Origin of the sequence: Halobacillus sp. A1 (genome assembly GCF_024189295.1) — a bacterium.
In the GTDB taxonomy this organism is placed as follows: domain Bacteria; phylum Bacillota; class Bacilli; order Bacillales; family Halobacillaceae; genus Halobacillus_A.
Genome location: NZ_JAIZEN010000013.1, coordinates 36,744 through 59,612 on the forward strand (window position 1 = coordinate 36,744; position 22,869 = coordinate 59,612).

General features: G+C 40.4%; 17 protein-coding genes and 1 pseudogene. 15 read left to right on the forward strand and 3 right to left on the reverse strand.

Annotated elements, in window-relative coordinates:
* Positions 1 to 477: 477 nt before the first annotated feature.
* Positions 478 to 1,668 (forward strand): NupC/NupG family nucleoside CNT transporter, encoded by a 1,191-nt coding sequence (locus LF817_RS13820; RefSeq protein WP_253936391.1) that lies wholly within the window; start codon positions 478 to 480, stop codon positions 1,666 to 1,668.
* A 67-nt stretch (positions 1,669 to 1,735) separates the two neighbouring features.
* Here LF817_RS13820 and LF817_RS13825 read toward each other — a convergent pair whose 3' ends face one another.
* Positions 1,736 to 2,479 carry an SDR family oxidoreductase gene (locus tag LF817_RS13825; protein WP_253936392.1) on the reverse strand — a complete coding sequence of 248 codons (744 nt, stop codon included), beginning with the start codon at positions 2,477 to 2,479 and terminating at the stop codon, positions 1,736 to 1,738.
* 871 nt (positions 2,480 to 3,350) lie between these two features.
* Here LF817_RS13825 and LF817_RS13830 point away from each other — a divergent pair.
* A complete protein-coding gene (locus LF817_RS13830) occupies positions 3,351 to 4,199 on the forward strand; it encodes an SDR family oxidoreductase (protein ID WP_253936393.1) in 849 nt (282 codons plus the stop codon).
* Between the two features lie 63 nt (positions 4,200 to 4,262).
* On the forward strand, positions 4,263 to 5,690 hold the full coding sequence (locus LF817_RS13835) for an aldehyde dehydrogenase family protein (RefSeq protein WP_253936394.1): 1,428 nt from the start codon (positions 4,263 to 4,265) through the stop codon (positions 5,688 to 5,690).
* Positions 5,691 to 5,878: 188 nt separating this feature from the next.
* Here LF817_RS13835 and LF817_RS13840 read toward each other — a convergent pair whose 3' ends face one another.
* Positions 5,879 to 7,240 (reverse strand): MATE family efflux transporter, encoded by a 1,362-nt coding sequence (locus tag LF817_RS13840; RefSeq protein WP_253936395.1) that lies wholly within the window; start codon positions 7,238 to 7,240, stop codon positions 5,879 to 5,881.
* Between the two features lie 102 nt (positions 7,241 to 7,342).
* Here LF817_RS13840 and LF817_RS13845 point away from each other — a divergent pair, with 102 nt between their 5' ends.
* The 5 genes and pseudogenes from LF817_RS13845 to LF817_RS13865 all read left to right on the forward strand — a co-directional run bounded on the left by LF817_RS13845 (position 7,343) and on the right by LF817_RS13865 (position 12,634).
* On the forward strand, positions 7,343 to 8,413 hold the full coding sequence (locus tag LF817_RS13845) for an undecaprenyldiphospho-muramoylpentapeptide beta-N-acetylglucosaminyltransferase (protein ID WP_253936396.1): 1,071 nt from the start codon (positions 7,343 to 7,345) through the stop codon (positions 8,411 to 8,413).
* 147 nt (positions 8,414 to 8,560) lie between these two features.
* On the forward strand, positions 8,561 to 9,958 hold the full coding sequence (locus LF817_RS13850) for a methyl-accepting chemotaxis protein (RefSeq protein WP_253936397.1): 1,398 nt from the start codon (positions 8,561 to 8,563) through the stop codon (positions 9,956 to 9,958).
* Positions 9,933 to 10,235 carry an STAS domain-containing protein gene (locus LF817_RS13855; RefSeq protein WP_253936398.1) on the forward strand — a complete coding sequence of 101 codons (303 nt, stop codon included), beginning with the start codon at positions 9,933 to 9,935 and terminating at the stop codon, positions 10,233 to 10,235. Before LF817_RS13850 ends, LF817_RS13855 begins: the two co-directional genes overlap by 26 nt.
* A gap of 375 nt (positions 10,236 to 10,610) precedes the next feature.
* Entirely contained in the window at positions 10,611 to 10,964 is a 354-nt protein-coding gene (locus LF817_RS13860) for a hypothetical protein (RefSeq protein WP_253936399.1), read from the forward strand.
* 844 nt (positions 10,965 to 11,808) lie between these two features.
* A pseudogene (locus LF817_RS13865) lies at positions 11,809 to 12,634 on the forward strand (aldo/keto reductase).
* A 43-nt stretch (positions 12,635 to 12,677) separates the two neighbouring features.
* On the opposite strand, the gene LF817_RS13870 reads toward LF817_RS13865, so the two are convergent.
* Positions 12,678 to 12,869 carry a hypothetical protein gene (locus LF817_RS13870; RefSeq protein WP_253936400.1) on the reverse strand — a complete coding sequence of 64 codons (192 nt, stop codon included), beginning with the start codon at positions 12,867 to 12,869 and terminating at the stop codon, positions 12,678 to 12,680.
* Between the two features lie 127 nt (positions 12,870 to 12,996).
* On the opposite strand from LF817_RS13870, the gene LF817_RS13875 reads away from it, so the two are divergent.
* The 7 genes from LF817_RS13875 (at position 12,997) to LF817_RS13905 (ending at position 22,811) form a co-directional block, all read left to right on the forward strand.
* Positions 12,997 to 14,505 carry a spore germination protein gene (locus tag LF817_RS13875; RefSeq protein ID WP_253936401.1) on the forward strand — a complete coding sequence of 503 codons (1,509 nt, stop codon included), beginning with the start codon at positions 12,997 to 12,999 and terminating at the stop codon, positions 14,503 to 14,505.
* Positions 14,498 to 15,613 (forward strand): GerAB/ArcD/ProY family transporter, encoded by a 1,116-nt coding sequence (locus LF817_RS13880; RefSeq protein WP_253936402.1) that lies wholly within the window; start codon positions 14,498 to 14,500, stop codon positions 15,611 to 15,613. Before LF817_RS13875 ends, LF817_RS13880 begins: the two co-directional genes overlap by 8 nt.
* The gene (locus tag LF817_RS13885) at positions 15,603 to 16,682 is read left to right on the forward strand and encodes a Ger(x)C family spore germination protein (protein WP_253936403.1); all 1,080 of its coding nucleotides are present in this window, start codon (positions 15,603 to 15,605) and stop codon (positions 16,680 to 16,682) included. Before LF817_RS13880 ends, LF817_RS13885 begins: the two co-directional genes overlap by 11 nt.
* A gap of 94 nt (positions 16,683 to 16,776) precedes the next feature.
* Positions 16,777 to 17,778, forward strand: coding sequence for a TIGR00341 family protein (locus LF817_RS13890; protein WP_253936404.1), 1,002 nt, complete (start codon positions 16,777 to 16,779; stop codon positions 17,776 to 17,778).
* Positions 17,779 to 18,171: 393 nt separating this feature from the next.
* Positions 18,172 to 19,920, forward strand: coding sequence for an ABC transporter ATP-binding protein (locus tag LF817_RS13895; protein ID WP_253936405.1), 1,749 nt, complete (start codon positions 18,172 to 18,174; stop codon positions 19,918 to 19,920).
* Positions 19,920 to 21,950 (forward strand): ABC transporter ATP-binding protein, encoded by a 2,031-nt coding sequence (locus LF817_RS13900; RefSeq protein WP_253936454.1) that lies wholly within the window; start codon positions 19,920 to 19,922, stop codon positions 21,948 to 21,950. The genes LF817_RS13895 and LF817_RS13900 overlap by 1 nt, the downstream gene beginning before the upstream one ends.
* A 36-nt stretch (positions 21,951 to 21,986) precedes the next feature.
* Entirely contained in the window at positions 21,987 to 22,811 is an 825-nt protein-coding gene (locus tag LF817_RS13905) for a S1C family serine protease (protein WP_253936406.1), read from the forward strand.
* Positions 22,812 to 22,869 lie beyond the last annotated feature (58 nt).

A 22,869-nucleotide genomic window follows, 5' to 3' on the forward strand; every position in this document is an offset into this window, starting at 1 on the left:
ATAATGTTCGCATCGTCTAAAGTATAGGAGCGCTTTAAAGCACTATTGAATAACCAATTCAGCTAGGCTTAGCCTCCTATGAGAAAGCTGGCACCCGTAGAAACGGCTGCATTTTTCAAACAATATACCTCCCCTAAGGTATAGCACCCTCCGTCTGACCACCGGAGGGTGCCTTTTTGTTGTGAAATCTTTTGATAGAAAATGTTCCAATTCCCTTGCATTTATCGCATCCAGCGTTGAAAATGTAATATGGTAAAAAAAATAGTCGAAATTTCACCCATTTTGGAATGGGTTGAACCTTATGGCAAAAGGAAATGAAGCGTTGTAGTCATTTCGTATGAAAATTCAGTCTTTATAAATTGTCTTGCAAGACGTCTGACAACCTGTTAAAATCCGTAGTAGAAAGATCGAATGTAAGCATTTTCATGACGCGTGTAACAAGGACGACTTTATAACTATTTGAGGGGGAACCAAAGCGTGGATATTATTTTAGGAATTTTGGCCATTGGTGTTATTTTAGGTATAGCTTTTCTAATGTCTAATGACAAGAAAAACATTAATTACTTCGGTATTGGTGTTATGTTGTTAGCCCAAGTTATCACTACTTTTGTCATGTTTCAGACAGAGGCAGGGGCCTGGGTTATTGATCAAATATCAAAAGGTTTCAATAAGCTGATTGAGTTCGGTACAGAAGGTGTCATGTTTGTACTTGGTAACATTGTTGTTGAAGAAGGTACAACTGTATTCTTCTTTAATGTGCTGCTTCTTATCATTTTCTTTGCTACTATTTTATCCGTTCTTACGTACTTAAAGATTCTGCCATTCATTATCAAATATTTAGGACAAGCACTATCATATATCACCCGTTTACCGAAAGTTGAATCTTTCAACGCTGTAAACAGTATTTTCTTCGGGCAGTCTGAGGCTATCATTGCGATTAAATCACAATTCAAGCAATTAAGTGATAACCGTTTATATATCGTCAGTGCTTCCGCTATGGGTTCTGTATCTGCATCTATCGTTGGTGCTTACATCGGGATTCTTCCTGCAGATTATGTATTAGTCGCACTTCCATTGAATATGTTCAGTGCGCTGATTGTAGCTTCTCTAATTGCTCCAGTACGTGTCCCTAAAGAAGAGGACCATGTTGACGTTCAAGATGTTTCCAATGCGAAGAGCTTTTTTGAAGCTATGGGTAACGGAGCGCTTGATGGTGGTAAAATTGCCTTGATCGTTGCTGCAATGCTAATTGCCTTCATCGCTTCACTTGAACTTGTCAATGCCATGTTCGCTGGTATTTTCGGTGGCCTGACTCTTCAAGAAGTATTAGGTTATATTATTGCGCCTATCGGAATTCTTATGGGAATACCTACAGGTGAAGTTCTTGACGCTGGTGCCATAATGGGTACGAAAATTGTAACCAATGAATTTGTTGCAATGCTTGAATTTCAGGGTATGGTTGACTCAGTTTCTGAGAAGACTGTCGGAATCGTTACGGTATTCCTTACCAGTTTCGCTAACTTCTCTTCTATCGGTATTATAGCTGGTACTGTTCAAGGGATTGATGCTGATAAAGGTGCTCGCGTATCTGGATTCGGTATGAAACTATTGATTGGAGCTACTCTTGGATCTATGCTTTCAGCTACAATGGCCGGCCTATTCTTATAAAAAAATGAACCGCCTGGAGAATCATTTTCTCCAGGCGGTTTTTTTATGACTTCCGCGCACTTTTTTATTACCAGCCCTGATTGGTCGGTCGAACAAGAATTTCGTTAATAGCTACCTCGGAAGGTTCTTCTACAGCAAACCGAATGGTTCTTGCAATACTATCCGCGTCAATTGCTTCTTTGTATACGTCTTCGATTCCTGATTTGACATCTTCGTCTGTGATAGACTCTGTTAGCTCTGTAGAGACAGCACCAGGTGAGATAATCGTAGCTCTTATATTGCTATTCGGAGATTCCTCCTGACGAAGTCCCTCAGTAATGGCACGGACAGCAAATTTTGTTCCGCTGTATACTGCACTCCCAGGCGCGACAGAATGACCGGCAACTGAAGAAATGTTGATGACATGTCCTTGTTTTCTTTCCTGCATATACGGAAGAACAGCACCGATTCCATATAGTACACCTTTAATATTCACATCAATCATTGTATCCCACTCATCATATTTTCTTTTATGAAGCAGTGATAGCGGCATTAGGCCGGCATTGTTTACAATGACATCGATTTTTCCATAGGTGTCGTGAGCATACTTGGCCAGTTCATCCATTTCTTCGGATGAGGTCACATCCGTCACTTTATAGACGGCGTCGCCTCCTTCATCGATTAATTTCTCTTGCAGATCCTTCAGCCTTTCTTCTCTTCTTGCAGCCAATACGAGTTTTGCACCATATTTCGTAAGCTCTTTAGCAGTTTCTTCTCCGATTCCGCTGGAAGCACCTGTTAATATAACTACTTTATTTTCAACGTTTGACATGAATACTCATCCTTTCAAATTAGCTTTGTTAAATTTACGCGTTGATTTTCATATATGCTCAGTTTCGAGGGGTTTGGACTGTTTCCGTTATGTTTATTAGAAGTAAGAGCTCCGGGAAATCACTCCCTTTCCGTGGAAGCGCGGTGAGCCTCCTCGAGCTTCGCTCTCCGGGGTCTCACCAAGCACTCACTTCCCACAGGAGTCTCGCCATTTCCCGGAGCTCTTTACGATGATGCGTAGCACGGAAACGTCTTTGATAAGACATTGGAAGCCACGAAGCGTAAATACTCAGAACATGGCTGCCGGTAGACATACACCACCTCCATCCATGTAGTGTTTCTTACCCAAATAGAAGCAGCTTCTCTCCTTATTTATTAAATTTTAACGCTGGAGGTGTTACAAGCATGGTTAGTTGTTTACGATACCATCAATATTCTCATAAAAATACAAACATTGATGGTAAACACTGAGGGGCGTAAATTACGCTGGAATTGGGAAGACGCTCATTTCCATGTGAGGGTTCGTATCTCATCTTCATCGAATGGGGTTGTTGGGAAGCTGCGAGACTCCCGTGGGAGAAGGATGTAGGCGAGATCCCACAGGGCTGAAAAGCCCGAGGAAGCTCGCCACTTCCCCCACAGGAAAGCGAGTAGCTTCCCAACAACCCCTGGCTCTTAACCCTGGTTATCTCGAGACTAAGTCTTCTACTATCCTGCCATATTGTTGAATAACTCACTTATCAATATCAAAAAAACCAGACTTCTATATGTCTGTAGAACAGAAGTTTCCCAGGAGTGAAAGTCATTAAACATCATAATGCTTTATCAATGAAGAGAAGAGTATTATGATTTGAAGTAAGTGAGGTGATACTGTGGAAAGAAAAATTGCGATTATCACAGGTGCTAATTCTGGTATGGGGTTAGCAACAACGATTGAATTAGCAAACAAAGGTATTCATGTAATCATGGCTTGTAGAAACAAGGAAAGGGGCAAAGAAGCTCTTTCAAAAGCAAAGAGTGTAACAAAAAAAGACCACATAGAAATGTTGAAATGTGATTTAGGAAGCCTCCCAAGTATTAGGGAGTTCGTCAGTCATTTCAAACTGAAATTCGACCGCTTAGATATTCTAATTAATAATGCTGGTGTTGTTTCGTTAAAAAGAGAGTTAACTAGTGATGGATTTGAATCTCAAATGGGGATCAATCATCTGGGGCATTTCTTATTGACGAACCTGCTGCTTGACGAGTTGAAGAAATCCAAAGACGCTCGAGTGGTAGTTGTATCTTCAGGTGCTCATAAATGGGGGAAAATTCATTTTCGCGATCCTCATTTAAAGAAAAGGTACAATGTTATGAAAGGGTATGGTCAGTCCAAATTGGCTAACATATTGTTTGCGAACGCATTAGCCGATAAAACAAAAGACGATAATATCTCTGTGAATTCTTTGCACCCTGGAGCTGTAGCAACTAATTTAGGTGTGAATCGGCAGTCGGGTTTTGGAACATCCATAATGAAAACGCTAGAGCCATACTTCAAAACTCCAGAAGAAGGAGCAGAGACGGCGGTTTATTTAGCAACTGATGAAAACCTACGTGGAGTAAGCGGGAAATATTTTTATAATAAGCAAGTCTCTCCTCTTTCAAAGACTGCCAGTGACCGGAAGTTGGCAGAAACGCTTTGGATATGGAGTGAAAGGGAAGTTGGACTACGCTCCCTGTAGTTTAAGTAATACCTGGAAAGGAAATAGTGTCTATAGATTCCAAATAAAGGAGAGAACATGTCTATGGCTCAGGAATATCAATTATATATTGATGGAGAATGGGTAAGTACTGGTGAACAACTTGAAGTACTTAATAAATACACACAGGAAACCTATGCCAAAGTCTCAAAAGCATCAGAAACTGAAGTGGACCAGGCGGTTACAGCTGCGGAACAAGCTTACAAAAACAATGCAATGTCTCCATATGAGCGTTTTGAAATATTAAAAAGGGTGAGTGAATTATTGGTAGAAAACAAAGAAGCGCTCGCACAGGTAATCACGATGGAAGCAGGAAAGCCGCTTAAGCAGGCACGCACGGAAATTGAACGTGCAGCACTTACTTTTGAAGTCTCAGCTGAAGAGGCTAAGCGCATCCACGGAGAAGGGGTTCCTGTCGAAGCAGCTCCTGGTTCAGAGAATCGAATGGCATTTACTATCAGGGTTCCTGTTGGTGTAGTGGGTGCGATCAGTCCTTTTAACTTTCCTATGAATTTAGTGGCTCACAAAATAGGACCTGCCATAGCTTCGGGTAATGCGGTAGTATTGAAGCCTGCAAGTAAAACACCTGTATCAGCGATCAAATTAGCTGAGCTGTTTCATAAAGCCGGTTTGCCTAAAGGTTTTCTTAATGTTGTGGTCGGTTCAGGTTCTACTGTCGGAAACCAGATGATGAAAGACTCCAGAATAAGTCTCTACACGTTTACGGGCAGTGCTGAAGTCGGCTTAAAGCTTAAACAAGAAACAGGGATGAATAAATTGATTCTGGAACTTGGAAACAATTCACCGGTTATTATTGATAAAGAGGCTGATGTTGCAGCTGCGGCTAAAAACACAGCCGCTAAAAGCTTTGCTTTCGCCGGTCAGGTCTGCATTTCTGTTCAAAGACTCTACGTGCACGAAGAAGTTCAAGAAGAGTTTCAACAAGCATTTTTAGAAGCTATTAAAGATCTTAAAATTGGAGATCCAAACGATCCGGAAACCGATGTAGGACCTATGATTGGCGAGGATGAAGCGAAGCGGGCGGAAGAATGGATTGAAGAAGCTGAACAGGCGGGGGCTAAGATTTTGCATGGCGGTACGAGAAAAGAAGCATTATTGCACCCTACAGTCCTTACAGATGTTACACATGATATGAAAGTCGTGTGCGAGGAAGTTTTTGCACCTGTCGTTACTTTAATGCCATTCAGCGACATCAAAGATTGTATCGAAGAAGTAAACCAGTCCCCTTATGGTTTACAGGGCGGGATTTTTACTCAAAACATCGATACAGCCTTCTACGCTGCAAAAAAAGTACAAGTCGGTGGTTTTATGATCAATGATGCTTCCCAATACCGTGTCGATCTTATGCCGTACGGTGGTGTGAAAGGCAGCGGCTGGGGCAAAGAAGGACCGAAATATTCAATTGAAGAAATGACGGAAGAGCGTTTAGTTGTTATGAATTTGAATCCATAAAAACTTTGTGTGATTATACTCAATAAAAGCCCAGAGTCCGTTATGGATCTGGGCTTAATTTTGGAATAAGGTTTAGCTAAAGAGCCGGAATGATGAATAAATCATGAGGTTGATCCAGAAAACTTTATAAAAAAACCAAGCGATTTGCCTTTAGTAATAATAAAAACTAGAATTGATCTCTAAGATCTTTATGCTTCCGCTTGCTTCTGTATATTTCTGCGCTGCAGCTGAAGCATCCTGAATAAGAGAGTGATAGCCCCTGCTGTCAACCCAATGATCAGGCTCATCCAGTATCCGAAAGGTCCGAGGTCTGTATAATTGGCAAGCAGGTAGCCGCTTGGTAAGCCAATGACCCAATAGGAGACAAAAGCCATCACTAAGGTTATATTCACATCTTTATATCCACGTAATATTCCTTGTAAGGGAGCTCCGAAACCATCCGATAACTGAAAGAAGATGGCGTAAAATATAAAACTTTTGGTCAAAGCGATCACTTCTTCATTTGAACTGTATAATCTGGCTACAGAATCATCAAAAATATATAAAATGAGTCCAGCTGCTACCGACATGGCTACAGCCAGAATTATCCCCATATAGGAATAAGTTTTTGCCTCTTCGTAACGCTTGGCTCCTACTTCGAATCCAACAGCAATGGTCAGTGTGAAAGCTATGCTGAGAGGCATCATATATACGAGTGAAGCAAAATTGATCGCTGCCTGATGAGCGGCAATCGTATATGTATCATATACGGTCATAAAGAAAGTAACAGCAGCAAAAATACTTGTCTCAAAGAAGATAGCGAATCCTATCGGAATTCCGATCCGCAGCTGTTCTGCCCAGCTTTTCAAGGATGGCTTCACCCATTTGCTGAAAATTCCGTAACGGCGAAGCGGATAAGTTTTATGAATGACAGCGACTACAATACCGCATGCAACCCAATATGTAAGTGCAGAAGCCAATCCTGCACCTATACCGCCTAACGCCGGAAGCCCTGCCTTCCCGAAAATCAATACGTAATTGAATACTATATTGATCGGAAGTGTGAGTAGAATGATACCCATCGAAATTTTTGTCTGGCCCAGGGCATCGATGAAGGACCGAAGAATATTGAAGACAAACAGCGGTACAATACCAAGCCCCAGTGTAATCAAATAATACTTAGCTATGTAACGGACGTTTTCTTCAATACTGAATAATGAAAGAATAGGATCTAGTAAAAAGAAGCCAATAAAACCAATCAAAAGGGCAAGCACGATTGCTAAATATACGCCTTGCTTGACGGATTCTGGTATCTCTTTTTCTTTTTTTGCACCATTCAATTGAGCAATGATAGGAGAGATCGCCATCATGATCCCATTAAGGCCTGTGAAAACGGGCAGCCAGATGTTTGAACCGATAGCGACACCAGCCAAATCCTCAGCGCCGGCTTGACCAGACATGATCGTATCAAAAAAGTTCATAGCATACATGCCGATTTGAGTGATTAAAATAGGAAGTAAAATGACCATGAATAACTTGAATTTTTCAGACAATGTTTTTGTTTCGTACATAAATGTTCTCCTTTTTGATACAATTCCTTTAGGCCACGAGGATTATAGCACACAAATGTGTAGAAGCCTAGCTGCGCAAATGAAGAAAGGACGTTGAAGATTTTGACTAATAAACGCATATTATTTACGGGTGGCGGAACCGCCGGGCACGTTATCGTTAATCTTGCCCTCATCCCTGAATTTCAAAAAAAAGGATATGAGATTGATTATATAGGATCGTACGAGGGGATTGAAAGAAATTTAATTGAACCCTTGGAGGGTGTAACTTATCATGCCATTTCGACTGGTAAATTAAGGAGATACATGTCTAAAGAGAATTTTAAAGATCCATTCAAAGTTTTAAAAGGTTTGTATCAATCACTTAGAATCATAAGTAAGACCAAGCCGAAGGTCATTTTTTCAAAAGGCGGTTTTGTTTCTGTACCAGTGGTAGCAGCGGCAAAATTGAAAAAAGTTCCCGCCATTATCCATGAGTCTGATTATACACCTGGTCTGGCCAATAAGTTATCATTTCCGTTCGCGCAAAAAGTGTTGGCGACATTCCCGGAAACGATGAAATACTTACCTGAAACCAAAGGGAAATATATTGGTGCTGTAGTCAGAGAAGAGCTTTTTGAAGGAAACAGGCAAAGAGGGTTGGCATTTTGTGAATTTAACAATTCGAAGCCTGTTGTGCTGGTCATGGGTGGAAGTACAGGTTCAAAAAAAATCAACGATTCGATACGTGAAAATCTTGATGAATTATTACAAAACGTCCAAATCGTGCACCTTTGTGGAAAAGGACAAATGGATGAATCGATTCACAGGAAAGGGTACGTTCAATTCGAATATGTGAATGAAGAACTGAAGGACCTATTCGCTGCATGTAATTATATTATTTCAAGAGCCGGGTCTAACGCAATATTCGAATTTTTAGCTTTAAGAAAACCGATGCTGCTCATTCCATTATCAAGGCAGGCGAGTCGAGGCGACCAAATACTGAATGCCGATTCTTTTGTAAAACAAGGGTATGCTTTAAAACTTGAAGAAGAAGAATTGAGTGCCGATCGTCTCTTACAAGAATTTAATCGACTGATGGAAAGAAAACCTGAACTTCTGAACAATATGAACACCTACGAAAATAGAAAGACAAAACAGGAAGTCATTGATCTTATCCAGCAATCTGAAAAGTGAAGATGCGAGGACCACGCCCAAAAAATATGAGCGTGGTTCTTTTAATTTGGAGCAAAAGTACCGATATAAGATTTAAGCATTGTCGAAATGAATCGTATAGTGATAAATTTTGTCTGTTTTTAGTTATGAAATCGGGAGGGATAGTACATGGCAAAAGAAAAAGTGAAAATGAGTGTTTCAAAAAAACTGATGCTGATTATTGTGGCTGCAACTGTTTTCAGTTTAATCATGGGCACGCCTATTTCATATTTACAGAATCAGCTCTTGAATTCAGGGATATTCGATGTTCTAGGAACAACGTCTATTGCTTTTATTCAGACATATTTTACGATAGTTGCAAATTTGTTGATTATGATTGGTAGTGTGGTAATAGGAATACGCAGGTTTATTTCTAAACCGCTAACTAAAATGAGTGAAGAAATTAACGAAATGCATGGTGATACCATTAATCTTTCTAAAACCCTGCCTATTAAAAGTCAAGATGAGCTCGGACAGTTAGCCTGCACCTTCAATGATTTAAATAAAAAGCTTACTAAAGTCATCGAAACGTTCAAAGAATCTTCAGAATCTATAGCTGCTATATCAGAACAGAACGCTGCTTCCGTTGAGGGTATGGAAGAACAGACAAAAAATGTCCTCTACCGAAGTGAAGAAATGGCAAAAATTGCACGAAAAGGTGAGGAAGCCATAAAAGAGGTTTCCCAAAGTCTTCTGGAGTTATCCTCTTTAATACAAATAGCTAAGAAAAGAGCATATAGCGCAGTCGATGTGTCCGAACAAACGGTGCAAACCTCAATAAAGGGCCAGGAATCGATCAGCCAGGTTATAAGTAAGATGGCGGAAATCCGCTCCCAAAGTTTTACAGCGTTACAGGAGGTTAATCAGCTTGATGTATATTCGACCAGAATCACCACGATGGTAGATACAATTTCAAATATTGCTGAACAAACCAACCTATTAGCATTAAATGCTGCTATAGAAGCAGCTCGAGCAGGAGAAGCCGGAAAAGGGTTTGCGGTTGTGGCAGATGAAGTAAGGAGATTGGCTGAACAGTCCACAAAAGAGTCGGAAGAAATTGCGGAAGTTGTGCGGATCGTTACGCAGACTACGAATAGAGCTTCACAAGAAATGGGGGAAAGTTCAAAACTTGTAGATGAAGGAGTAGCCTCAGTAAAAGACGCTGGTGTTGCTTTGGATTCTATTCACAAATCTATACAAATGACGTTAGAGGAAATGAATCAAATAAAAGATGTAACGGATGAAAAGGTAGCAACTAGTGAAAAAATCGTAGGAGTAATTGATGAATTAGGAGGGTTCATAGATGAAACACAATCCTCAACTCGCCAAGTTACTCAAAGCATCTCAGGAGTTTCTGAAGCAATTAAAAACATATCCGGTACATCAGAACAAATGAGTACGATGGCTACCTTATTAAATGATGAAATGAGGGTATTTAAAACTGAAAATACTCAGGTGCTTAATGAGAACAAAGCATACCCAGAAGTGGAGAGTGAGTCATTTGATACAACAAATCAAGCGTCTTGATAGAGAAGTAGTTGTTCGACTTTCAGGCAGCATCAGAGTTGATGAAGCTGCAGACCTTAGAGAAAAACTTCTTATAGAAATTGAAGAAGGGTATAACATTTTAAAAATAGACTTTTCGCAAGTGACCTTTCTGGACAGCGCTGGTCTGGGGGTGCTAGTCACAATTTATAAACGAGTGCGGCACCGTGGGGGAGCATTGATCATACAAAGGGCGTCAAATTCGATATTAGAATTATTTAAGCTTACCAGGCTGACTCAGGTTTTTGAATTTGAGTAATTTGATTTAATCAGTCCCGAAGAAACAGCATTCTAAAAGCAATTGTAATTTGCGGCTGCAGTGATGGCAGAAGGAGTAGAAAGCAGAACCTTGACGTACGGGGAAATTGTTTACGTCTGCTTTCAAATCTACTAAGAACTTTGAATGCTCTTATTCCATAAAATAGACCTGCTGAGTTATAATAGAGAAAGAGACAAGAGAGGTGCTATTCCGCTTGTAAACTGCTCTGTTACTTAATATTGCAATTCATGAACTTAAAGAAGCGCATCAAATAATGAGGGGCGGCTGGGATTGACTTCTATTTTCAAATAACTTTCATACAGAAATCACAGTCCGCCTCTACTTAGTTTTAAAAAATGATTAGGAGAAGATGTCATGCGTACTCAAGTATGCCGCTATTGTTATAAAGAAATTCGTGATAGAGACGAATTGGTCACCGCATCAAATTGGTTCAGAATACGCCCTTTTCACTACCGATGTTTTGATTTAGTTGAACAGGAAACGTCTACAATTGCGGGTACATGGAAGCCGATTAACAGCCGGGCTTCTTTAATTTCCGTAGTATTGATGCTTGTTTTATCTGTGTGGATGTTTGCGACAGATACATTAGGTTTTGTCGGAGATCTAATTGGGCTGATCGCTTTATATCCGGTAGTCTTGCGAACTATTTCTTTTGTTTGGATAGAGAGCCGCCTGCCAAAGTTCATCGAAAACAAGCGCCACTATTAGAGTTACAGTTCAGTCTGCTACACCAGCAGGCTTTTTTGTTACGTTTACTTGAGAAAATCCAAGGGGATATTTTTATAAGAATGGCTTTGTTAAAGCCCTGTGTTGATATTCATATAAGCTCCCTTTAGTGGCAGACTCAGTTTCGAGACTTATGTATAGGGAGATGGTGGCTTTAGAAAACGGATCGCTTTCCGTGGGCATGTGGTGAGCTTCCTCAGGCTTTGCCTTCCGGGATCTCACCGATCATGTACATCCCACAGGAGTCTCACCGTTTTCTAAAGCCACCATCCGAGTGGAAGGTGCTCGAGACTATACCAAGTTTAAAAGTATTAGCAATATATTGGAAATGTTAGTAAAATCCTTGTGTTCCAAGAGTCAATCCTTTTCTCGGACTTCTTGCCTTTGTTAGGATAACGGAAACATTTTTGCGGTGCTTCACTTTAAAAATAACTGCTCTGAAGTGATGCAAGAAAATATTTGAAACACTTAAAATATAGGTTTATAACTAAAATGCTACAGCCATACCACTGAAGTTTAATGATCCCACTAATATTAGGTAGTTATTTTTAAAACGATTTCGAGAAGTACATCTATAGTAAGGGGCGGCGGGGAATGGTGAAGACTCCTGTGGGAAGAGAGTGCTTGGTGAGATCCCGCATGACGGAACGTCCGAGGAAGCTCACCGCGCTCCCACGGAAAGCGAGCCATTCCCCGCCGCCCTGACTCACTCACCAAATGTCTCAAAATCGAGTCTTCCACTACCCTGCCATATTGTTGAATAACTCACTTATCAATATCAACAATCACCTTTAACATAGCCATAAGAATAAGGAGGCTCATATCAATGGATATAACTAGTAAGGTTCTTCTTTCAAACGGTGTAGAAATGCCCTTGATCGGTCTGGGAGTTTATAAAGTTGATGGGGACGGGGGAGGTCTATGAGACGGTAAAGACAGCACTTGATGCAGGTTACCGTCATATCGATACGGCTTCATTTTATGATAATGAGACTGGCGTAGGTAAAGCAATACAAGACAGCGGGGTTCCACGAGAAGACATATTTCTGACGACAAAGGTATGGAATGATGAGCAAGGATATGAAAAGACGTTGCAAGCTTTTGAACGCAGTTTGGAAAGGTTAGGTGTTGACTATGTCGATCTCTACCTTATCCATTGGCCAGTTCCAAATTTATTTAAAGAGACGTGGAAAGCCTTTGAGAAACTCTATCAGGAGGGAAAAGTGAAAGCTATAGGAGTCAGCAACTTCACCATCTCCCATCTTAGTGAGTTGCTTGTAGATGCTGAAATCGTTCCTATGGTCAACCAAGTGGAATTCCATCCTAAGCTTTTTCAAAAGGAACTTATGGAGTATTGTAACGAGAACAACATTCAATTAGAGGCCTGGTCTCCTTTAGCAAGAGGATCTTACTTAAAGGATCCAGAGCTTGAAGAAATAGCAGGCAAATACGGTAAAAGTACAGCGCAGATTATATTACGATGGGATGTTCAGCATGGGATCGTAACCATCCCGAAATCTACTAAATAAGAGCGCCAGGTCGAGAACGCGGACATTTTCGATTTTGAACTGACAGAGGAGGAAATGTGGCAAATTAATGAGCTTCATGCTAATAAAAGGGTGGGGTCCCATCCTGATAAATTTAATTATTAATTTATACAACCCGAACCGCTCAGTATTCATGCTGGGCGGTTTTTTATTTGCTTTTTTTGGGTGCGTCGTTCCGTTGGTCAGCAGTATCTTCTTTATAAATCAGTATGAAAGGAAGGAATAAGATCAATACAAGATAGAGCATCAAAAATAACTTAGCCAGCCCTTCCATAAGAAAAAGTATAGATAGGAAGAAGCAGGCCAGCAGCACGAAAGGAACAATATAAGCGAGTACCAATTAACCAACCTCCTTTGCTCCTATCCTTTCCATAAATCGAATAAAAAACAGCGTTTTGTTAAGAATATTAAACAAATAAACTCCCGCTAATCTTTTAAGAACACTTGCTGGGTGAAGGAGTTTTCTCATGTGGAGACCGAAGAAAAAGGAACAAGAGAAGAACATAGATCGTTTTCAGTCATTATCGTCCGAACAAACGGTGCAAACGTTATTTGACACATTAGAGCATTCTAACGATTTTAAGCGTTATAAAGTGGGTGCCAGCGGATGGGTGATTTCGTATGTGTCTACAATGTGCGATGACAAAATAATAAATGATACACTTCTTCCTGTTTTAAAGCAGCATGAACTTCAATCACTTGAAGATATGAAAGATAAGCTCCCTGTGGATAACATCCGAGTAACAGAAGATACAAAGAAAATCGAAGAAAATGTGATGACCGGTTATATTATTGTGCAGGAAAAGAGTGCAGACCAAAAGGTGCTTTGCGTACCTGCCTCTAAGTATGAAGGCAGAAAAGTTTCCATTCCAGAAGTAGAATTCAGTGTGGTCGGGCCAAAAGAAGCATTTGTAGAATCCATAGACACAAATATGAGTCTCATGAGAAAGCGGCTGCCAATTTCTCAGCTTACCTTCAGGGAATTGAAAATGGGGAGTATTACTCAAACTCGAGTAGGTGTGGTGTATATTGATGGCATTGCCGATGAGGATAATATACAAACGGTATTCCAGCGATTAAAAAATATTGATTATGATCAAATCATTGATAGTTCTTTCATTTCTCAAATGATATCGGACAACTCCACTTCACCCTTCCCTCAATTATTGGATACAGAAAGACCGGACAGGGTAGTTGAGGTGCTGGTGGAAGGTAAAATCGCAATTGTAGTAGATGGATCGCCACATGTACTTACATGCCCAACGACCATTGTAGAATTCTTTTCAGCTTCCGATGACTATTTTCTTCCGTGGCACCTCGCGACTGCCTTTCGGCTGATCCGTTTATTCGCTGTGTTTTTCTCGGTGTTGAGTACTCCGTTGTATGTAGCGATTTTGACTTACCACCACGAAATGATTCCAGAAGAACTCATGTCTACCATTGTAGCTTCAAGAGCAGACATCCCTTTTCCACCAATACTTGAAGTTATCATCTTAGAATTGACCATTGAGCTATTGCGGGAAGCAGGGGCGAGGCTGCCTACCAAAATCGGTCAGACGATCGGTATTGTAGGAGGAATTGTAATTGGTACAGCTGCAGTAGATGCGGGTCTTACGAGTAACGTACTGTTAATTATCGTAGCCCTCGCTGCACTAGCATCCTTTACAACCCCAGTCTATCAAATTGGTAACACGATCCGGTTGATCCGCTTTCCTTTCCTGATTGGTGCTCAAATGTGGGGATTAGTCGGCGTAGCCATGGTCATGATGTTCTATATAGGTCATTTGATTAAACTTACTTCGATAGGAAGGCCTTTTTTTGCACCCTTATACCCCCTGAGGTTTCGTGACCTCAGAGATGCTTTCATTCGTCTGCCATTTAGTAAACAGTCGGAGCGTCCACTGCAGACCCGCCCTGAGACTTCCAGGCGCTTTAATAAAGAGCATGTTTCGGAGAGAAGGGATATAGATGAATAAGATTGATAACATCACAAGTGTTCATGTTCCTGACAAGTTTCTGATTACTCCGATGCTCGTGTTCTTTATTATCCATTCTATGCAGGTGGGGGTGGGGATTTTAGGGTTTGAAAGCTATATTTCTAGGTATTCAGGGTTTGACTCGTGGATATCGATCTTGATTTCCGGCGTATTTATCCACATATTACTATGGATGGTTTATCAATCCCTTCAGACGGGCGGGGGTGATATTGTTGCAATCCATCAACAGTGCTTCGGTAAATATGTAGGAGGAATGCTCAGCATTGTGTTGAGTGTCTATTTCTTGCTTCTGGCATTGACTGTTTTACGTACATTTATTGAAGTCATCCAAGTATGGATGTTTCCGAGCCTCAACTTAAAAATCTTCTCCTTCGTGTTTCTGCTTCTCATTTATTATCTTGTCGTTGGAGGTTTCCGACTGGTTACTGGGTTTTGCTTAATCAGTGTCATCTTGACGATTCCGTTACTTCTGCTCAAATTCTTCCCGATCATGGTCGGGAACTTTAATTATTTATATCCGGCTATCGATCACACTATTTTAGATTTGACCAGATCCACAAAGGATGGAATTTTAAGCTTTTTAGGGATTGAATTACTGCTGATATTCTATCCGTTTATCAAAAATCCGCAAGCTTCAAAGAAGTGGGCGCATTTTGCAGTTTTTTATACTGTCTTAATCTATTTAGCGACAGCTCTAACAGCTTTTCTATATTTCAGTGAAGAGCAGCTTCAGTACGTGACGTGGGGAACGATTTCTTTATGGAAAATCGTAGAATTTCCTTTTATTGAACGATTTGAATATATCGGTATCGCATTATGGATGTACGTAATCGTACCTAATGTTTGTTTGGCTTTATGGGGAGCCAGCCGAATACCAAGACGGTTATTCAATATTAATCAAAAAATCACTGTCGGATTGTTTTGTGTAGCGCTGTATATTCTTATTTTATTATTTGATGATCGTCAGCGAGTTGAGCAGTTGAATGTTTTTGCAAATGATGTAGGTTTTTATGTGCTTTTGTATATTCCGGTGATTTTCTTACTGTCGAAGATTATGTATGAAGTGAGGACACGTCATGAGAGGTAAACTTTTAAGCGTATTATGCTTAATATTCGCAGCGGGTTGTAACAATATCGATAGTGTCGAGGACAGGGCTATTGTACAAATTTCAGGCTATGATTACATCGATGAGAATCGTATCAAGGGTACAGTAGGGATACCCCAGTACGGGGAGGAATCAGCAAGAACAGTAGAGGAATTAAATTTAACGGTAGAAACCGAATCATTGAAGGAATTTGACATTCAAATTCAAAACGAATCTTCCAAGCCGCTTTCTATGGGTAAGCTTGAAGTGAATCTGTATAATGAAGATTTAGCAAGCCGGGGGATTACGGAATTTATGGACATCCTAAGCCGCGACCCTCGAATCGGGAGAAATATCTATTTAGGAATCGTTGACGGTGATACGCAGAAATTGATTGAAGGGGAGTATAATCAAAATGAAACGACAGCAAAATATTTGAAGGGTATTATTGAAAATAATATAGATCAGAATCTTCCTAAGACGAATCTGCATTATTTCTTATATGCCTATTATGCTGATGGTCTTGATGGCTACCTGCCTTATTTAAAAAAGAAGAACAGTCATATTGAAGTTTCAGGTATATCTATATTTAAAGAAGCTTCCCAAGTTGCTGTCATACCTGCTGAAGATACGCTTATCTTGAAGTTGTTAAAAGAAAAAGTAGAAAAAGGAAGCCAGACGATTCAAACAGAAGATGGGCGTGTAGGGATGGAAATTACAGATTCAAATACTTCCTATCAAGTGAAGAAGACCGGGGATGTACCTCGATTCTTCGTAAATATAACAATGAAAGGATTCATAAATGAAATGAAGGAGACGGGAGTAGAAAGTCAGAAAAATCCCACTCGCATAAATAAATTAGAAGAAGAATTTTCCACATACTATCAATCGAAAGCAGAAGAAATGATAGAACTGTTTAAAGATAATGAAACGGATCCTATAGGATTAGGAAATATATATAAAAATCGAATGAGAAATTTTGATAAACAAGTGTGGGAAGAACAATATTCTGAAGTACTGGTAGAAGTGAACGTAGATTTGAAAATAACGGGCATGGGTATTTCATTATAGAAAGAGAAGCTTAAACGATTCCAGCTGTTCCACGAATCAAATCAAAAGGACAAGGGCATTCTACGCATAATACACATAGAATAGAGCGGATGCCATGAGTTTACAATTAGTTGAAGTTCATGTTCCTCCAACCCACCTTGAATTTTTCCGTGATCAATTGAACTCTTATACCTATGAATCGTGCTGGGTGGAAATACAGACAGATGGAAGATCGTTATTCAGGATACTTTCAAAAAAGGGTAACGTGGAAGACATTCTGAATGATTTAGAAGGAATTTCACACAGTGTAAAAGGGTTTGAAACGGTTTTGTTTCCGGTAAGGGCTTATTTTTCTAATGAAACGATTAAAGCTGAGAAAAAAGAAGAACAGAACGTAAAGCTTCAAAGATTAAGCCGGCATGAGCTTCTAGCTTCCATAAAAAAGAACAGTAAAACGACATGGAACTATTTATTGCTTATCATCCTATCGGCAATAGTAGCGACTGTCGGATTCCTTAAAGACAGCGAAGCCGTGGTCATTGGGGCGATGGTGATTGCGCCCATGATCGGTCCTGTGATTGCCGTTGCATTTTCTTCCGTATTAGGTGATTATAAAGTACTGTCGAAATCTCTGATAACTTCTCTGTTAGGAGTAGTTATTGTTGTCGCCATTTCCATACTGTTCGTATTATTTTCGAGTCTTGAACTGACTACAAATCAATATTTAAGCCGGACGGTAGTCACTCCAATAGATATTATTCTCGGCGTTGCCTCTGGAGCGGCCGGAGCATTAGCTTTCATAAACCGCCTGTCAGGAAATTTAGTAGGGGTGATGGTCGCTGTAGCTTTACTGCCTCCAAGCGTAGCTTTAGGAATTTCAATAGGAAGTATGGAATGGGACCTTGCTTATGGAGCGTTTCTACTGGTTACGGTCAATATCATGTCTATTCTATTAGCAGCTGTCATTATTTTTTCGATCAGTGGAATCCGACCTGTACAGTGGAGGGAGGTCCAAAGAGCCAATGTTTCCAGACCTCTATCCATCCTATTTGTAAGTGTGATCGTCGTTGTGCTGGCTTTGCTTATTTTTGTAAGTGAAGGCACTTTTAATTTGTAATATGCAAAAATCCCGTTGCAATAATTTTCCGAAAACTATATAATTAATAATCATTAAGAAAAGGAGGTCACGAGCATGAATAAGAAAGTTGCATTAATCAACCTTAATTTCATAGCACTCGTGACCAGACGGCCTTGATTAAGTATTTCTTCATGTAAGGTGAAAAGGGTCACGTATGTCCGTGGCCGTAATATGTTCGTTTCAATGCATACGTCACGCACGTATGCTTTTTTGTGTTTTCGCGGGTGAAACCGCTTTAAAATACAACTACATTAAGATTAGAAAAAACATGGGAGGTATGTTGATATGGAACATTTACAAAGTACTGGAGCAAAGAATGATGATTGGAAAGAAAGCGGCTAGCGGGAGCTGTTTGGGGAAGGGTGATGAGGAATGTTTAGTGTGTTATTCAAACTGGGATGGTTTTTTAAGGAATATTGGAAAAAGTACACGTTTGCGATTTCCGCACTCATTGTTGTAAGTGCGATTGATTTAATTCCGCCTAAACTCGTAGGGATGGCCATAGATGAAATGCAGTTCAATTCTCTTACGTGGGATAGGCTGACAGAAATTTTAGTGATATATGGCTCAATTATCATAGTAAGCTATACGCTTTCCTATTTGTGGGATTACACATTATTCAGTGGAGCAGCTACGCTTGAAAGACGGATGCGTTCAAATCTGATGGACCACTTTTTGAAAATGACTCCGAGATTTTTTCAAAATAATAAAACAGGGGATTTGATGGCTCGATGTACCAATGACCTAAAAGCCTTGACGATGACGGCAGGGTTTGGTGTGCTGACTCTAGTTGACTCGACCATCTTCATGATTCTGATTATTGCCATGATGGGGTTTACGATCAGCTTTAAATTGACGTTGGCAGCATTATTACCTTTGCCGGTCATGGCCTATATTATGAATAAATATGGAAAGGTCATTCATATGCGATTCTTGGAGGCTCAAGAGGCATTTGGTGATTTGAACAATAATGTTCTAGAGTCTGTTCGCGGGGTAAGAGTCATTCGAGCCTTTGTTCAAGAAGAAAACGACGAGCGTTCCTTCAACCAAATGACGGACGGAGTTTACGAAAAAAATGTTCAGGTGGCTAAAGTAGATGCTTTATTTGAACCGACGATTACGGTATTAGTAGGATTCTCATACACGATCGGGCTCGGTTACGGCTCTGCCCTCGTATTTCAGAATGTGATTACACTAGGCGAAATGGTATCCTTTAATGTTTATTTAGGAATGTTGATCTGGCCAATGTTTGCGGTAGGCGAATTGATCAATGTAATGCAGCGAGGGAACGCTTCGTTGGATCGAGTCACCGAAACTTTGGACCAAAAACCTGATGTGAAATCTCCTGAGACCCCTGTCCAAGTAAGTAAACCAGAGGTCATTAAGTTTAGAGATGTTCATTTCCAATACCCCGGGTCAGAAACCTGTGCTTTAAAAGGTATTCATTTAACCGTAAAGCAAGGGCAGACACTCGGTATCGTCGGTAAAACAGGAGCTGGGAAAACGACTTTGCTGCGGCAGCTTTTAAGAGAATACTCCGGTGTACAAGGATCCCTGACAATCAGTGATGTAAAGTTAGAAGATATTGACCTTGAAGTAAGTCGTTCATGGATCGGGTACGTTCCCCAGGACCAAGTGTTATTCTCAAAAACGATTCGTGAAAATATTCAGTTCGGAAAAGTGGATGCAACCGATGAAGAGATTTACAAAGTGATGGAACTTGCTTATTTTCTAGAGGATATTAAAGCACTGCCAAGAGGTCTGGATACAACGGTGGGTGAAAGCGGAGTTACGCTATCCGGCGGGCAGAAACAAAGGGTTTCTATAGCTCGAGCCTTTATTATGAATCCTGAAATTCTACTGCTTGACGATTCGATGTCAGCGGTAGATGGAAAAACAGAAGCGAATATCATCGAAAACCTTCGTAAAGAGCGTTATGGAAAAACTACTTGGATTGCTGCCCATCGATTGTCAGCTGTTACACATGCTGATCACATCATTGTGCTTGATGAGGGTAGAATTATTGAAGAAGGAACACATGAAAACTTAATGAAACAAAATGGCTGGTATCGAACTCAGTATATGCACCAGCAATTGGAGAATAAGGGGGTGGGTGATTGATGAAAAACCCATCGACTGAAAGGAAACTGCTTCATTACGCCTTAACCTATAAAAATAAAATTCTGATTGGGCTTATATGTTTGATTATCGCCGTCGCTCTAGAACTGACAGGACCTTTCATCGCTAAACGATTGATTGATGAGCACATCGTGGGGATAGAGGATCAGTGGCACGAAGTAGAAGTACAGGATAGTTACACCGTCTCTTATAATGATAACCTCTATAAAAGAGAGGATAGAATGAACAGCGGAGAAGACATACTGGGAACTGCTGCAATTATACAAGTGGGACGCAGCTATTATTTTACAGAGGAAGAAATACCGTTTACGGGCACTCGTTCGATTGAAGGTGGAAATGTAGTAATCGAAACCAGTGATAAAACGACTACTGCCGAAGTCCGTAAACTATCATTGAATGAACTGTATCGCTTCTTCCAGCCTGAACAGACCTCAATATATTGGCTGCTTGCTATTTATGTAGTGATATTATTAGTGGCAGCAGGTTTCCAATTCGTTTACACGTATGTTTTACAGAAAACGTCGAATCGTATCATCCGTAAGATGCGAGATGACTTATTCCATCATATTCAGAGGCTTCCTATCAACTATTTTGTGGACCAGCCAGCAGGGAAGATTGTGGCAAGAATCACTAACGATACTGAAGCGATAAGAGAGCTGTATGTAAAAGTATTAGCAACATTTGTAACAAGCTTTTTTTACATGGCTGGAATTTATATTGCTCTCTTTCTCTTAGATGTTCAGCTGGCCTTATATTGTTTATTGGTCATACCTATCATTCTTCTGTGGATGAGAGTATATAAACATTACGGAGGCAAGTACAATACTGTGGTCCGCTCTACTGTAAGCGATATGAATGGCAGCATAAACGAGTCTATTCAAGGAATGCCGATCATCCAGGCGTTTCAACAAGAGAAGCACACATCACAGGATTTCGAAAAGCTGAACTCCACTCATTTTACGTATCAAAGAAAGCTCGTCAGACTAAGCGCTTTAACCTCTTTTAATTTAGTGAATGTCATAAGAAATTTAGCATTTGTATTATTTATTTGGTACTTCGGGTCAGGAGCGCTTGGAGCTGAAGGGCTTGTAACAGTAGGCGTGTTATATGCCTTTGTTGATTATTTAAACCGTTTATTCCAGCCCGTTACTGACCTTGTCAACCAACTGCCGCTATTAGAACAGGCGCGTGTAGCTGCCGGCAGAGTATTTGAATTGATGAGTGAGAATGGAGAAGATGTGAAAACTGAACCTCTTTCACGATATAAGGGCCTCATTAAATTTGAAGGCGTGTCATTCGCTTATAAGAAAGGAGAGTATGTGTTAAAAGATATTAATTTTGAAGTGCAGCCGGGAGAAACTGCTGCATTTGTAGGCCATACAGGTTCAGGTAAAAGCTCCATCATGAACTTGTTATTTCGTTTCTATGATCACGAAAAGGGAACGATCAAGATTGATGAGCGGCCAATCATCGAATGGTCAAGACAGCAGTTGAGAAGTCACATGGGAATTGTATTGCAAGATCCCTTTATCTTTTCTGGCAGCATTCTGTCGAATGTGACAATGAACGATGAAATGATTTCCCGGGAAATGGCGATAAAGGCTTTACAAGCAGTAGGTGCCGACCGCTTTATTGAAAAACTGCCCGATCAATATGACACGGTTTTGAAGGAAAATGGCGCATCCTTATCTATGGGAGAGAGACAGTTGATATCATTTGCCCGTGCTTTGGCTTTTGACCCTGCTATACTTATTTTGGATGAAGCGACGGCAAATATTGATACGGAAACTGAACAATTAATTCAGAATGCTTTAGACGTATTAAAAAAGGGGAGAACCACGCTTATTATTGCTCATAGACTATCAACAATCCAACAAGCCGATCAAATATTTGTACTTGAGCATGGTACAATTATTGAACAAGGAACACATACTTCACTTATCGAATCAGGCGGCAGATATCATCAGATGTATAAAATGCAGCAAGGCGCTATGAAACAGCCAGCGATATAGTGGTTTCTTGATTTACAGAATTTTAGAGGTGTAAACATGAGCAAGTATGATGATGAACGAAAAGATATCATTGATGATGATTTGTATGAAGAAATTGATGAGGAAGAAATGTATGAGCTCGTTCAGGCTGAAAGAAGAGAAGCGTTAGAAAAAGCAAGAAGAGAAAAACAAAGCCCGAAAGAAAAAAGGCCTTTTCCTAAGTGGATATTTTACCTTATCGCCTTTATGATGGTCATGAACATCGTAGCAGTTCTGCCTAACACTTTTTCCATTCCGGCGGTTGATTTTCTCATAACCTCTGCTAAACTTTCGACAGATGACGATATAAAAGAATTTAAGAGATCTATCGTAGTCGTTGATGCGGGAGAGAGTAAAGGAACGGGCTTTTCGATAAGCGATGACGGGACAATACTTACTAATCACCATGTAATTGAAGGAGAAAGAAGAATTTCAGTAGGCTTTCAGGAAGAAGGTTTATATCAAGCTGAAGTTGTAGAATCTTTCCCGGATATTGACCTGGCCATCCTGCAGGTTGAGGGAGGTGGATTTCCTTCACTAGATTTGGCGGATGAAACATCTTTTGAGGAATCCGAACCTTTTTCATTCATAGGGAACCCCTTGAGTTTTACAGGGGTGGCTAACGAGGGGACGATTATAGATTATATTGAATTGAAAAATTGGGAAGAGCCGGTTCTTATGCTTGATGCTCCAGTTTACAGAGGGAACTCAGGCAGTCCGGTAATTAATGAAGAAGGAGAAGTCATCGCTGTTGTGTTCGCAACATTACGTGAGGATGAACATGGAAGAGTGGGCTTAGCTGTCCCGATTGATTACTATTATGAAAAGCTGGAGGCCTCCTGATGTAACCAGGTGGCCTCCAGCTTCTTAATGACTGGTATAAAGGAATGGAGAAGGGTCA

What these genes read in the sequence shown, in the direction of transcription:
- LF817_RS13825 (WP_253936392.1), bottom strand. Translation starts at nt 2,479, where the DNA reads ATGTCAAACGTTGAAAATAAAGTAGTTATATTAACAGGTGCTTCCAGC.
- LF817_RS13835 (WP_253936394.1), top strand. Translation starts at nt 4,263, where the DNA reads ATGGCTCAGGAATATCAATTATATATTGATGGAGAATGGGTAAGTACT.
- LF817_RS13840 (WP_253936395.1), bottom strand. Translation starts at nt 7,240, where the DNA reads ATGTACGAAACAAAAACATTGTCTGAAAAATTCAAGTTATTCATGGTC.
- LF817_RS13850 (WP_253936397.1), top strand. Translation starts at nt 8,561, where the DNA reads ATGGCAAAAGAAAAAGTGAAAATGAGTGTTTCAAAAAAACTGATGCTG.
- LF817_RS13860 (WP_253936399.1), top strand. Translation starts at nt 10,611, where the DNA reads ATGCGTACTCAAGTATGCCGCTATTGTTATAAAGAAATTCGTGATAGA.
- LF817_RS13875 (WP_253936401.1), top strand. Translation starts at nt 12,997, where the DNA reads ATGTGGAGACCGAAGAAAAAGGAACAAGAGAAGAACATAGATCGTTTT.
- LF817_RS13880 (WP_253936402.1), top strand. Translation starts at nt 14,498, where the DNA reads ATGAATAAGATTGATAACATCACAAGTGTTCATGTTCCTGACAAGTTT.
- LF817_RS13885 (WP_253936403.1), top strand. Translation starts at nt 15,603, where the DNA reads ATGAGAGGTAAACTTTTAAGCGTATTATGCTTAATATTCGCAGCGGGT.
- LF817_RS13890 (WP_253936404.1), top strand. Translation starts at nt 16,777, where the DNA reads ATGAGTTTACAATTAGTTGAAGTTCATGTTCCTCCAACCCACCTTGAA.
- LF817_RS13895 (WP_253936405.1), top strand. Translation starts at nt 18,172, where the DNA reads ATGTTTAGTGTGTTATTCAAACTGGGATGGTTTTTTAAGGAATATTGG.
- LF817_RS13900 (WP_253936454.1), top strand. Translation starts at nt 19,920, where the DNA reads ATGAAAAACCCATCGACTGAAAGGAAACTGCTTCATTACGCCTTAACC.
- LF817_RS13905 (WP_253936406.1), top strand. Translation starts at nt 21,987, where the DNA reads ATGAGCAAGTATGATGATGAACGAAAAGATATCATTGATGATGATTTG.